We start from the raw sequence: 12,540 nt of genomic DNA, 5'->3' as shown, positions 1-12,540 counted from the left end.
GGGGCCTCCAGCTTGGGTCTGCCAAGCCCTTTGGCTTCTGACTCGAACGTGACCGGTGACAGCAGTCCCGGCACCAGCGACAAGCCGGCCACCGCGGCGACGCGCCCCAGCCAGCGGTCTCTCCGCGCTCTACTTCTGACTAAGACACGGGCCGACACGATCCGTTTCACTCCCCATCCCATCGCGTGCGGTCCGCACCGCGCTCGTTGTCCCGCCTCGTCGGCCGTCCGCCACGGCGGCCGGCTATCACGAGTTCTCCAGTGGTCCGGCATCCAGGACCTGCGAGCGAACCTGTTCGGCGCTCATGGCTCCCGCCCAGATCCTCAGCTCCTCCACGGCCCCGGGCAGATAGTGGGCCGTGCTGCCGCCCCCAGTCCCCCGGCCCAGGGCCAGCTCACCGGTGCCTTGCTGTTCGGCCGTGAAACCGGCCCGGTCCAGAGGCTCCTGGTCGGAATCCCCGACGTACAGGTGCACTTTCCCGTACCGGGTCTCGGTCTTCTCCGGGTCGTCCGGGTCGGTCCATTCCCGGGCCTCCTGGGCGTCGAAGACCCCCGTCACCTGCACCCAGGTGTCCAGCTCGGCGTTTTCCTCTCCGGGTACGGAAGCGCTCTGGGTCGCCTTGCCGGTGCCATCGACGCTTGTGCGGGTGAAGCGCCATCGATAGGTGTCTTCCGCCGGCTTGGTCACCCACAGCGCCCAGGAGGATTCGGTGCCCGTCCGCTGCCCGGTCACCTGGGCTTCGTAGCCGATGGGCTTGCCGGAGAGCTTGGCACTGTCGAGGCGTACGCGGGCCGAGGCCGTGAACGAACCGTTCTCGTCGAGCACCGGCCCCGTCGTGGAGGCGTAGCCGGAGGTTCCGTCCAGGAGGAGCGCGTTGTCGTCTTCGTTCAGTGTCGCCCCAGTGGAGGACAGCTTCATCGCGGCTGCGGGGTACGGAGTGCCTTCGGTGATCTCCGTTCCCTTTGCCGCGGAGGCGTCCCACATGGCCACCAGCTCGTTGGGCGGCGCCTCGCTTCCCATCAGCCGGGCCTCTGTGCGGATCTCCTCTGTGGTCAGCACGCGCTGCCAGAGGGCCGTTTCGTCGATGCGACCGTGGAAGTACTCACCGTACGTACCACCCACCTTGGACCGGCCGAACTGGAGGCCACGGTTCGCGGTCCACGGCTCGTAACCGGCCGCCGCTTTCGACAGCACCACAGGGTCGCCTTGTGGCCGCCCGTTGACGAACAGCTGGATGGTGTCATTCGACTTGTCGGTATCGCCCTTGGTGTCGAAGACTCCGGCCAGATGTGTCCAGACCTTGAGCGGAGGGTTCTGCGCGTTGGCGAAGGAGCGGATGTATGTGGGGTCGTTGCGGTCCTTGTCCGTACGGTTGAAGATCCACTTCTTGTACGTGGAGGAGTAGTACAGGGTGAAGCCGGAGCCGTCCTCTCCCGGCTCGGTCAGCACCACCCTGTTCTCGGTGGAGTCGGTGAGGTACGCCCAGGTCGAGACGGTGAATGAGTCCTGGGTGTTCACTGCCGCCGTGGATGTGGCGGCATATCCGCTGGTGGCCGAGGAGTCGTTCAGCCACAGCGAATAGTCGGCGTCGCCCCGCCGCCCGAAGGTCGACCAGCCCGTTCCCGCCTCGTCGTGGAGGGTGGCGTCATGACGGGTCCCCTCCGTGGCGCTGTCGACGGCCTTGGTCACACCGGAACCCGGTGCCCCGTCCGCGAAGTGCCATCGGCCCACAGGGCCCGCGGCCGGCGCCACCGCGAAGGTGAACTCCGCGGGGGTACCCCAGCGATTGCGTACGTCCTTGGCCTCCACGGACAGCACCTGGGTCCCGGACAGTGGCGGAGTGACATTCAAGGTGACCCGTGCTCCGGCGCTCTGTTTGGTGTTCGCGGCCGTCGTGGTCAGCAACCGCCAGCGATAGCCGGTGATGTCCGTATCGACGGCGTTCGGCTTGACGGAGAACGTGCCGGCCACACCGGGACCGCCCATCCCCACGCACTGGTTCGGCAGGCACTCGGTGTAGGGCTTGCCCGCCGTGATCTGCGGTGCCTTCGGAGCGGTGGAGTCGATCTTCAGGTAGCACCAGGAGGAGTAGGACGAGAACAGATCACCCGACTTGCCGCTGTAAGCCCAGTGCGACTGCGTCCGCGCCTTGTAGCGGTACAAACCACCGTCGGCCCGGTCCGTTGTGCGCATCTTCTCCAAGGTGCCGTCCGGGTCCCAGCCGCTGTCCGGTCGGTAGCCGCTCCACACCTTGTCCCATGCCCCGTCGTCCTGTTTGCGCTCCATCCAGAACTCGGCCTGGAGCGAGCCCTTGTCCTCGCCGCTCTTCGGTTGCGTTCTCGTCTGGACGCGTGCCTGGACCATCGGATCCTTGCGGGTGACGACCAGCGGATCCGAGGAGGACGTCTTGCAGTAACCGGAGGTCCCGTCCCCCGGAATCACCCCCACCGAGGTGGGCACACCGGGTCTGGGAACGTAGGTGACCTTCAGGGTCGCGTTGTCCTCGAATCGCTTCCATGCGGTGGCGTCTGATTCGTCCTTCGCACGCAGCATCAGCGTGAGCCGAGAGATCTTGCCGTCGGCGAAGGACCTGACCGTGCTCGCGAGGTTCTCGTCCGACTCGTCGGGGTTGTCGTTGAACTCGATCCAGGCGTCGGGCTGTTCCGGACTGCAATTCTTGCCACGCCCGGCGGAAACGTAGCGGTCGCCCATCTGATCGAGTTGCTTGGGACCCGGCCAGCGTGTGCCCTCGGAGATGTTGTCGGTGCGCTCCAAGTCCACCCAGTGCGGATCGCAATCGAATGACCATGTCTCGTGGGCGCGGAAGGTCGCATCCAGCACGTACTTCCCGACGAGCTTCGAGGGCGCGAACTCGAAGTACATCCGGTCCACGTAGCCGGCCCCGCAGGAGTAGCCGTTGGCACTGCCGCACTTGCCGACCCCGAGGCTGCCGTCGAACTGCCAGAATCTGTCCCCGTCGGACGAGAGCTTGGTGCGCTCAGAGGCGCCGAGGCCGACTGGCGGATCGATGTAGACCGGGTAGACAGTCTTGCCCCCGCGCAGCAACCCGAGGTCCGGCTTCACGATCACCGCACCGTCCCGCACTGTGACGGGCAGTACTGCGCTGGCATCACCATCGCCGGGCCGTGTTTGCGGACCTCTCTCGTCCGGTGCCGTCGTCACCCGGGCTTTCGGGACTTTCGGACCGTCCGCGGCGAGGCCCTCGGCACCTCCCGCCGAGTCCCACATCTGACCGGCCGGGCCCTTGAACACCGCGTTGCCGTCATCGTCCATCGCGCGCAGCCCGCCCCCCGCGCCGGGAGCGGCTTCGAGCCCGACCCCGGAAACCGACAACTTGATCTGCTCAAGGTCGGGATTGGTGGCCGCCTGAGCCGTCCGCACGACGAGAACCTGTCGATACCCCTCTGCTGTCGCTGTCAGCTGAAGGTCCACTCCGTCCAGCACATCGGGATACGTGGCAGTGGACCCGTCCAGCCTCGGCGCAGGAAGCTGCCGCCCAGGCCATGAAAGCCGAATCGTCTTACCAGCCGTTCCCAGACGCAGGAGGTCCTTGGCGTCACCACCCCCGGAGAACGCCAGGTCGACCACCACGCTCTTGGGCCCGACACTGCCGTCGGAGCGGCGCTCCAGCGTGGTGTCCACATCGCGCCATGATCCGTCGTCCGCTCTCACGCGCTGCGGGACCGAGGACTGCTCCAGCGTGAACGTCCCGTCCGGGTTTGCGAACGTCTGCGAGTACTCGGCTCGCTGGGCAGTCACCTCCACCGGCTCGCCCGTTGCAACTGCTCGCTCCGATGCACTCAGCGCTTGTGCCACGGGTAACGCACCCGCAGGTGCAACCGGTAACAAGACCAGCGATACGGCGACGATCGCCGCGGCAGACGCCCCCGCGACGGTGCGACGGGCCGCACTCATCCCACCGTCGCGCACGCGACAGCTCCACCTCAACCCCACAGTCCCCACCCCGGAGTCACAGAATCTTCATATGTGCGGCGAAGTAGATCCAACATAAAGGCACAGCGTCAAGAGTGATTCGTGCGCCTCGCGGCGCTTGGGGGCGATTTCAAGCTACCCAGCGCCCATACGAGAAGCCTTCGGCTGGCCACCACACCTCTTCGCACGAGCGACGTGTTTGATCGTGTACGAGCACGTGCGGAACTTGGTGGGCACTGAGGCGTGACGGTCCGCCGTCCGATTGGCTTATTTGCGTGACCAGCATGTTCGCGGCGATGCGCCTGAGGACCGTCGCGCCATCTTGATCACCTGAGCCGCTTGGCACATTATTTCCTGACCATCACATTCAACCTGTCCATACAAACGCTGGCTGGCCCACGCCGCACTTGTCGCCGCGACAAGGGATCACCGCAGGTCAGACGCGCTCTGCAGGCCGGGTGGTCGCATGTGTGAGCTCACCCGGTTCAAACTGGGTGTGTCGGCACTTTGCTCCACATTCGGGAGGCGATCATCATGCGCTCCTCTGCCGACCGGGGCCGTGTCTACCGGCGCTGCGGCTGCCGGGACGCCCAGCATCACCAGCTCGGCACGCGCTGCCCCCAACTCGCCGGCGATCGCGATCATGGCACCTGGACCTTCGCCGTGGACCTGCCCGCGCCTGCGGGCAAACGCACCACCATCCGCCGCGGCGGCTTCCCCTCCGAAGACGCCGCCCGGTCCGCGCTGCGGCGGCTACTCGAGGGCGAGGCCGGTGGCTTCAACGCCGATCCGAACCAGACCGTCGCCGACTACCTCACCACCTGGCTCGACGCCAAGCCCTCACCCTCAAACCGACCACCCTGGTCCGCTACCGCGACTACGTCACCCACGACCTCATCCCCGCACTCGGCACACTCAGACTCGACGACCTCGCCTACCGCCACATCGCCGGCTTCACCCGCGCCCAACTCAACACCGGCCGCGGCCGAGTCACCCTCCACCGCTGCCTCGCCACACTCTCCAGCGCGCTCGGCCACGCCGTCCGCCAACGCCGTCTCGTCCACAACCCCGCAAAGTCCTCCGTTCTCCCCCGCCCACCGGCCGCCGAGCGCACCATCTGGACACCAGAAGAAGCCGCCCGATTCCTGCGTCACTGCCACGATGCCGACCCCCTGATGGCCGATTTCGTCGAAGTCCTCATCGGCACCGGCATGCGCAAAGGCGAAGCGCTCGGCCTCCACTGGACCGACGTCCACCTCGACGAACAAGTCCTCTACGTCCGCTACGCCCTCTCCGCCATCAACAACAGCCGCCTCGTCATCACCACCCCCAAAACCCGCAGCAGCAAAAACTGGGTCGCCATCTCCCCACGCGTCGCAACCGCCCTCCAACACCAGGCCCCACTCACCCCTGCTGCACCGAAGCCCGACGATCTGTTCTCCGGCCTGGTCCCGGGCCACTTCAAACGACTCGCAGCCCAGGCCAAAGTCCCCATCATCACCCTGCACGACCTGCGCCACCTCGCCGCGACCGTCCCCATCACCGCAGGCATCCCCCTCCTCACCGTCTCCAAGACCCTGCGGCACTCCACCCTCTCCACCACCGCCAACATCTACTCCCACCTCACCCGGCAAGCCGCCCGCGACGCCGTAGAAGCCATCGACACAGCACTCACCAAAGCCGACACCGGCCACACGGGTGGCATCCGCCGACACTGGCCACCCCGGCCGCGACCGCGACCACACCGCGACCACCGAAACCGGCCCCACCACCTCTGGAAACGGACCTACTCCCCCACCATCACCGCTACTTCACCCACCGCATCCCGACCCCAACAAGCGACCGCGACCACAATGCGACCACCAGCCACTACAACACGCAAAAGGCCGCTTTCCCATCTCTGAGAAAACGGCCTCCGACCTGCGAAAACGCTGGTCGGGACGACAGGATTTGAACCTGCGACCCCTTGACCCCCAGTCAAGTGCGCTACCAAGCTGCGCCACGTCCCGGTGCTCGTTCGGCTTGGGCTTTCCCTCGCCGACCGCGCATGAAGAACAATACCGCACCTCAGGGGGTGGCTGCTGCCACCCCCGGGTGAAGATCGGGAGTCCGGCGGGATCAGCTGGGGTGGTCGCTCGGTGGGATGGGGTGGTTGCCCAGCGTTAGCGGGTGGGGGCCGGGGCGGCGGCGTTGGAGGGAGAGTGGGGGTTGACTTGAAGTTTGGTTTAAGTTGCAGGCTCGGTCTATGACCTTCACCGACGTTCACACCGCACAGGGGTACGACGATCTTCCTCGGCTGATGAGTCTGATGACCGGGGACGAGAAGCACGGGCCGGCCGCGACCTCGACGCTTGATGTGGTCTGGGTGCTCTACGACCGGGTGCTGCGGGTCTCGCCGGAGGCCGTGGATGCTCCGGGCCGGGATCGGTTTCTGCTGTCCAAGGGGCACGGGCCGATGGCGTACTACGCCGTGCTCGCAGCCAAGGGGTTTCTGCCCGAGTCGCTGCTGCCGGGGTTCGGGGCGTACGGGTCGCCGCTGGGGCACCATCCGGATCGGGTGCTTGTGCCGGGTGCCGAGATCAGCAGTGGCTCGCTCGGGCATGGGTTGCCGTTGGCCGTGGGGAGTGCGCTCGGGTTGCGGGCGCAGGGGCTCTCCGGGGCGGCGGTGTGGGTGCTCGTCGGCGACGCCGAGCTGGACGAGGGCAGCAATCACGAGGCGATCGCCTACGCGGGGGCCGTCGGACTGGAGCGGCTGCACACGGTCGTTGTCGACAACGCCTCCGCCACCCATGGCCGGCCCGGGGGCATCGCCGCGCGCTTCGAGGCCGCGGGGTGGTCCACGGCGACCGTGGACGGGCGTGATCACCAGGCGCTGTACGAGGCCTACACCAAGCCGCACCCGGGGCGGCCGCATGCCGTGGTGGCCCGGGTCGAGGCCAAGGTCTGAATTCTTTCTCCACGTGAGAGGAACTGTCTTCGATGGACACCATGCGTGAGCGTTACGCCACCACCGTCTCCCGCCTTCTCGACGACGACCCCCGGCTGGCCGTGGTGCTGGCGGAGATCGGTAAGGACGGCTTCACGGACGCGGCCCAGGCGCATCCCGACCGGGTGATCAACGTCGGCATCCGCGAGCAGCTGCTGGTCGGCGTCGGCGGTGGACTGGCCCTGACCGGGTTGCGGCCAATTCTGCACACCTTCGCCAGCTTTCTGGTCGAGCGGCCCTTTGAGCAGGTCAAGCTGGACTTCGGGCATCAGGGCGTGGGCGGGGTGCTGGTGAGCGCGGCCGGTTCATACGACTGGCCCGCGGGCGGCTATACCCATATGGCTCCCGGCGATGTGGCCCTGCTGGACACGCTCGACGGCTGGACCGTCCATGTGCCCGGCCATCCGGACGAGGCCGAGACCCTGTTGCGGGACGCGGCCGCCGCCGGTGATGACTCGGTGTACGTACGGCTGTCGGCGCACTCCAACCTCGCCCCGCGGGACATCGCCCCCGGCCGCTTCCTGACCGTACGGGAGGGGCGCGGCGGCGTGGTGATCGCGGTCGGGCCCATGCTCGACAGTGTGCTCACGGCCGTCGAGGGGCTGGATGTGACCGTGCTCTACGCCACTACGGTGCGGCCCTTTGACGCGCGGACGCTGCACGCAGGTGCCGGGGCGGCGGGCGATGTCGTGCTCGTCGAGCCGTATCTCGCGGGCACCTCGACCGCCGCCGTCAACGACGCGCTCGGCGATCGCCCGCATCGGGTGCTCGGCCTGGGCATCCCCCGGCGTGAGCTGCGGCGGTACGGCACGATCGACGAGCATCTCGCGGGTCAGGGGCTGGACCCGGCGTCCTTGCGCGAGCGGATCTCCGGCTTCCTCCGCTGAGGCGGTGGTTCCGCCGGGGCCGGGCGGCCCACGGTTCAGAGGTCCTTTTCCAGCCAGGTCAGCAGGTCCTGCTGGACCTCGTCCCGGTTGGTCTCGTTGAGGATCTCGTGCCGGGCCCCCTGGTATCCCTTCCAGCTCAGCTCCCGCGTGCCGCCGTAGCGGAAGTCCTCCAGGAGTTCGTAGACGAGCGTCATCCCCTGGTTGCACGGGTCCTCGGTGCCCACCGCCAGATGCACCGGCAGCGCGGCCGGGATACGGGCCTGGTGACGCGGGTCGTTGATCTTACGGACGCCATGGACCCAGTCCAGGGACAGCCCGGCGCTGAACGCGAAGCCGCACCGCTCGTCCGCCACGTACGCGGCCACCTCCGCCGGGTCGCGCGAAAGCCACTCGAAGCCCGTCCGGTCCTGGACCGACTCGTACGGGTCGTTGAACGAGGCGAAGAGGGTGGGGATGAAGGTGGACGGGGCGGTCCGGCCCCGATCCGCGATCTCCTCGGCGATGCCCGCCAGCGCCTCCTCGGTCTCGCTCCCCGGCAGGGAGCGGAAGGTCCCGGAGAGGATCAGTCCGGCCAGTTCCTCGCCGTACTCCTGGGCGCAGTCGCGGGCCAGCATCGAACCCATGCTGTGGCCGAGCAGGACCAGGGGCGCACCGGGGTGCGCGGCCCGGGCGCGGTCGCCGATGGCGCGCAGGTCCGAGACGATCGCCCGCCAGCTGTCGCCCTCCTCGCCCACGACGCCGAACCCGCCCGTCGACTCGGCGGTGGCTCCGTGGCCGCGGTGGTCCGAGGCGACCACCGCATAGCCGTGCGCGGCGAGGAAGCGGGCGAACCGGTCGTAGCGCCGGGCATGTTCGGCGGCGCCATGCGCGATCTGGACGATCGCGCGCGGGGCGCCGTTCTCCGGCAGCCAGGTGTAGGTCGCGACCCGCACACCGTCGGGCATGGGCAGATGGTCGGTGCGGTGGGTGATACCGCCGTCGGACATGCCGTCTCATCTCCTGGTGCTCATCGATCTGGCGCTCATCGATCTGGTGCACATCGATGTGGTGCTGGTCGGTCTGTGTAAGTCGGTCTGGTGGGTCTGGTGTGAGTCGGGGTGGTGCGGACGGAAGCCCACTCTCCCTTTGCCGGGCCCGCAAGCCAAGGGCATCGACGCGCTCTTGTCCTCCGGGGCATGGGGGGTGTAACGATCAAGGGCTTGGTACCGCGTATCGACTCCTGATCCATGCAACTCCCTTGCTCCAGGAGGACCGTTGGACACGCACGACGCTTCGCTCTCCCCCGCCTCCGCAGACGCCTCGGCAGACGCCTCGGCGGACGGCTCCCCAGCCGCCTCCGCCCTGTCGCGGCGGCGTTTTCTGCAGGCCGCCGCCGCGGGCACCGCCGCCGCCACCGCGGCCACCCTGCCCTTCGAGACGGCCGCCGCCGCACCGGCCCGGCCGGGCTCGCTCTCCTTCACCGCCGCCACCAACGGCGCCGCGACCCTCTCCCCGTCCGGCGACCGCATGATCGCCGAGGTCCAGAACGTCCTGTGGTCGGTCGCCCGTAAGGGTGGCGAGGCCATATCGCTCACACCGGCCGATCTGGAGCCCACCCGGCCGGTCTACTCCCCCGATGGAAAGCTGCTGGCCGTCTGCGCCTACCGGGGCGGCGGATTCCATATCTGGACGCTGCGCCCCGACGGCTCAGGTTTGCGGCAGCGAACGGATGGTCCGTGGGACGACCGCGGTCCGGCCTGGTCGCCCGACGGCACCCGGATCGCGTTCGCCTCCGAGCGCGGCGGCGACCCCGTGGCGGGCAGCCCGTACCGGATCTGGGTCCTGGAGGTGGCCAGCGGTGAGCTCACCCGGCTCACGGGCGCGGACGGCCAGGACGGGCCGCTCCAGGACGGCGCCTGGGAGGACTTCGACCCCGCCTGGTCCGCGGACGGCGCGCGGGTGCTGTTCGTGCGCGGCGCACTCGCCGGGACGACGCTGAACGCCCGTACGGTCGCCTCCGTACGGGCCGACGGCACCGGGCCGGTCACGGCCGAGCACACCGATCCCACCGCCGACGCCCAGGTGATGACGCCGTCCGTGTCGGCGGACGGCCATCTCGCCTATCTGCGGACCACGGCCGCTCCCGCCGCCTCCTGCACGCTGGTCGTGGCCGGCGAACCGGTGGCGATCGCGGGGGATGTGCAGCCCGTGCCGCCGCGTTGGGTGTCGCGGGACGAGCTGCTGCTCACCGTCGACGGGCGGTTCCGCGTGTTCCGGATGTCCCCGGCGGTACGCTCCGGCGCGGCCGGTGCCGGTGCCGGTGCCGGAGCCGGAGCCGGTGAGGCATCCGGCCGTAAGTCGGACCGTAAGTCCGACCGTAAGGACGTCGCGTACGAGGAGATCCCCTTCTCCGCCACCCTCCCGGTGAACCGGCCCCGGTATCGCGTCAAGCGGTACGACTTCGACGGTGGCGGGGTGCGGCCGGTGCGCGGGCTGCATCTGCCCGCGCTCTCTCCTGACGGCCGTAAGGTGGCCTTCGCCGCCCTCAACTCCCTCTGGGTCGCCGATGTCTCCGGCGGCCGCGCCCCGCGCCGGGTCGTACGGGCGGCCCCCACCCGGTATCTGCTGGCCCCTACCTGGACGCCCGACGGGCGCGCCCTGGTGTACGCCGACGACCGCGACGGGCTGCTGGCCGCGCGCCGCCGGGACCTCGCCTCGGGTGAGGAGACCGTGCTGGCCTCCGGCGGCAGGGTGCATCCGGCGCTCTCCCCCGACGGCAAGCGGCTCGCCTGTGTCGACATGTCGGGAAACCTGGTTCTGCGGGATCTCGACGCCGGTACGGAACGGGTGCTCGCCGCGCCGATGGGCGCCGGCGGACTGCCCGGCCGGCCGAGCTGGTCACCCGACGGGCGCTATGTCGCCCTGTGCGATCGCAACCGGCTGAATCAGCGGTTCCGCGAGGGCTACAACCTGATCCGGGTGATCGACACCGACACCGGTAAGACGGGGCAGCATGCCGTCGCACCGCACACCTCCCTCTCCGACCGCTATGACTCCGGACCGGTCTGGTCCCCCGATGGCCGCCACATGGCGCTCATCGTCGAGTCCGCCCTGTGGCTGCTGCCGGTGCGGGCGGACGGCACCCCCGACGGCGCGCCGCGCCGGCTGACCGACGAGGCCGCCGACCATCCCTCCTGGTCCGGCGACTCCCGCCACGTCCTGTATCTGTCGGCGGGCCGGCTGCGGCTGCTGGACGTCGAGCGCGGCACCGCCCGCACGGTCCGCGTCCCGCTGGACCACCGGCGGCCGCGCCCCGCGGACACCGTCGTGCATGCCGGACGGTTCTGGGACGGCACCGGGGGCGAGGGCGGCGCCGGTCGTGACGGCCGTAAGGGCGGCACGGTCCGCGAGGACGTGGACATCGTGGTGCGCGGCGGACGCATCGCGGCCGTGGAGGCCCACCGGGCCGGGCGGCCCGCGAAGCGGCGCGTCGACGCCTCCGAACGCACCGTCGTCCCGGGGCTGTGGGACGCCCACACCCACCCCTGGCAGTACACCTATGGCGGCCGCCAGACCGCCCTGCAGCTCGCCTACGGCATCACCACGGCCGTTTCCCTCGGTGGTTTCGCCTATGAGCAGGCGCGCCTCAGGGAGGCCGTCGCGGCGGGCGCCCTGGCCGGGCCGCGGCTGCTGGCCACCGGCGAGCTGCTGGACGGGCCGCGCGTCGCGTACAGCATGGGCCGTGCGCATCGCACCCGGGACGGTCTGCGGCGCTCCTTGGAGCGGGGTGCCGCGCTCGACTGGGACTTCGTCAAGACGTATGTACGCGCCCCCGGTTGGATCATGGAGGAGGCGGCCCGGTTCGCGCATGAGCGGCTCGGGGTGCGCACCGGCAGCCATCTGTGCTCACCGGGCATACAGCTCGGGCAGGACCTGACGACGCATCTGCAGGCCACCCAGCGGCTGGAGTACGGGCACGCCACGACGGCGTCCGGGCACTCCCAGCAGGACGTGGCGGAGATCTACACCGCGACCTCCGACTTCCGGCTCATCGCCACGCCGTTCACGGCCTCGCCCCTGGTGGGCGCGGACCCCTCGCTGGCGGAGGACGAGCGGGTCACCCGGCTGATGCCGCCGTGGGACACCGCGCTCGTACGGCAGCTCGCCGGGACACCCCCGACGGCGGCCCAACTGACCACACTGGGCACCGAGATCGGGGTCTACCGGCGGATTCTGGCCGAGGGCGGGGTGGTGGCCCTGGGGACGGACCAGCCGCTGGTGCCGGTGGGCCTCCATCTGCATCTGGCCCTGCGCGCCCTGCACCGGTTCGGGCTGTCGCCGCAGGAGGCGCTGCGCACGGCGACGATCCTCCCGGCGCGGGCCTTCGGTGCCGATCGCGACCTGGGGACCCTGGAGGTCGGGAAGCTGGCGGATCTGACGGTCGTGGACGGCGACCCCTTCACGGACTTCGACGCGCTGGTACGGACGGTGTCGGTGCTGCGGGGTGGGGTGCCGTACGAGCGGCGCGAGCTGGTCGAGTCCTTCCCGGGGGCCGGTGCCGCGGCGGCACCGCACGGGCGGTCGGCGGAGGAGTGGCTGGAGGTGGGGCGGCTGTTGCGGCGCGACTCCTGCTGCGCTGTGGAGGGCTGAGGGTGGCGGGCGGGGTGGGGCGGGGGCTCGGCTCCCCGGCCCGCCCCGCCTGCTCCAGCACCCGGTTTCGGGGAGCGGGTCAGG

At 69.6% G+C, this 12,540-nt stretch carries 8 protein-coding genes and 1 tRNA gene; 5 read left to right on the top strand and 4 right to left on the bottom strand.

Going from position 1 to position 12,540, the window contains the following annotated elements:
• Nucleotides 1-246: 246 nt before the first annotated feature.
• Complete coding sequence (locus J8403_RS34285; protein ID WP_211126535.1) at nucleotides 247-3,936, bottom strand: laminin G domain-containing protein; 3,690 nt, start codon at nucleotides 3,934-3,936, stop codon at nucleotides 247-249.
• Between the two features lie 827 nt (nucleotides 3,937-4,763).
• Nucleotides 4,764-5,114 carry a hypothetical protein gene (locus tag J8403_RS43940; protein WP_246586118.1) on the bottom strand — a complete coding sequence of 117 codons (351 nt, stop codon included), beginning with the start codon at nucleotides 5,112-5,114 and terminating at the stop codon, nucleotides 4,764-4,766.
• A gap of 15 nt (nucleotides 5,115-5,129) precedes the next feature.
• Here J8403_RS43940 and J8403_RS34280 point away from each other — a divergent pair, with 15 nt between their 5' ends.
• Nucleotides 5,130-5,858 carry a site-specific integrase gene (locus J8403_RS34280; RefSeq protein WP_246586117.1) on the top strand — a complete coding sequence of 243 codons (729 nt, stop codon included), beginning with the start codon at nucleotides 5,130-5,132 and terminating at the stop codon, nucleotides 5,856-5,858.
• Between the two features lie 28 nt (nucleotides 5,859-5,886).
• Here J8403_RS34280 and J8403_RS34275 read toward each other — a convergent pair.
• A tRNA-Pro gene (locus J8403_RS34275) sits at nucleotides 5,887-5,963 on the bottom strand.
• Between the two features lie 236 nt (nucleotides 5,964-6,199).
• Here J8403_RS34275 and J8403_RS34270 point away from each other — a divergent pair.
• Nucleotides 6,200-6,901 (top strand): thiamine pyrophosphate-dependent enzyme, encoded by a 702-nt coding sequence (locus tag J8403_RS34270; RefSeq protein ID WP_211126534.1) that lies wholly within the window; start codon nucleotides 6,200-6,202, stop codon nucleotides 6,899-6,901.
• A gap of 32 nt (nucleotides 6,902-6,933) precedes the next feature.
• Nucleotides 6,934-7,827, top strand: coding sequence for a transketolase family protein (locus J8403_RS34265; RefSeq protein WP_211126533.1), 894 nt, complete (start codon nucleotides 6,934-6,936; stop codon nucleotides 7,825-7,827).
• 35 nt (nucleotides 7,828-7,862) lie between these two features.
• Here the strand turns inward: J8403_RS34265 and J8403_RS34260 are convergent, their stop codons facing one another.
• On the bottom strand, nucleotides 7,863-8,813 hold the full coding sequence (locus J8403_RS34260; protein WP_211126532.1) for an alpha/beta fold hydrolase: 951 nt from the start codon (nucleotides 8,811-8,813) through the stop codon (nucleotides 7,863-7,865).
• Between J8403_RS34260 and J8403_RS34255 the strand changes: the two genes are divergently transcribed.
• Nucleotides 8,812-9,015, top strand: a complete 204-nt coding sequence (locus J8403_RS34255; protein ID WP_211126531.1) for a hypothetical protein — start codon at nucleotides 8,812-8,814, stop codon at nucleotides 9,013-9,015. The genes J8403_RS34260 and J8403_RS34255 overlap by 2 nt on opposite strands.
• 153 nt (nucleotides 9,016-9,168) lie before the next feature.
• Nucleotides 9,169-12,456 carry an amidohydrolase family protein gene (locus tag J8403_RS34250; protein WP_425519912.1) on the top strand — a complete coding sequence of 1,096 codons (3,288 nt, stop codon included), beginning with the start codon at nucleotides 9,169-9,171 and terminating at the stop codon, nucleotides 12,454-12,456.
• Nucleotides 12,457-12,540 lie beyond the last annotated feature (84 nt).

It is taken from the genome of Streptomyces yatensis (assembly GCF_018069625.1).
Classification (GTDB): domain Bacteria; phylum Actinomycetota; class Actinomycetes; order Streptomycetales; family Streptomycetaceae; genus Streptomyces; species Streptomyces yatensis.
This window is presented reverse-complemented; position numbering and strand designations above follow the sequence as displayed.

Bases quoted from the DNA above. Each gene is read 5' to 3' on its own strand.
- J8403_RS34285 (WP_211126535.1), bottom strand. From the start codon at position 3,936: ATGAGTGCGGCCCGTCGCACCGTCGCGGGGGCGTCTGCCGCGGCGATC.
- J8403_RS34280 (WP_246586117.1), top strand. From the start codon at position 5,130: ATGGCCGATTTCGTCGAAGTCCTCATCGGCACCGGCATGCGCAAAGGC.
- J8403_RS34270 (WP_211126534.1), top strand. From the start codon at position 6,200: ATGACCTTCACCGACGTTCACACCGCACAGGGGTACGACGATCTTCCT.
- J8403_RS34265 (WP_211126533.1), top strand. From the start codon at position 6,934: ATGGACACCATGCGTGAGCGTTACGCCACCACCGTCTCCCGCCTTCTC.
- J8403_RS34255 (WP_211126531.1), top strand. From the start codon at position 8,812: ATGCCGTCTCATCTCCTGGTGCTCATCGATCTGGCGCTCATCGATCTG.
- J8403_RS34260 (WP_211126532.1), bottom strand. From the start codon at position 8,813: ATGTCCGACGGCGGTATCACCCACCGCACCGACCATCTGCCCATGCCC.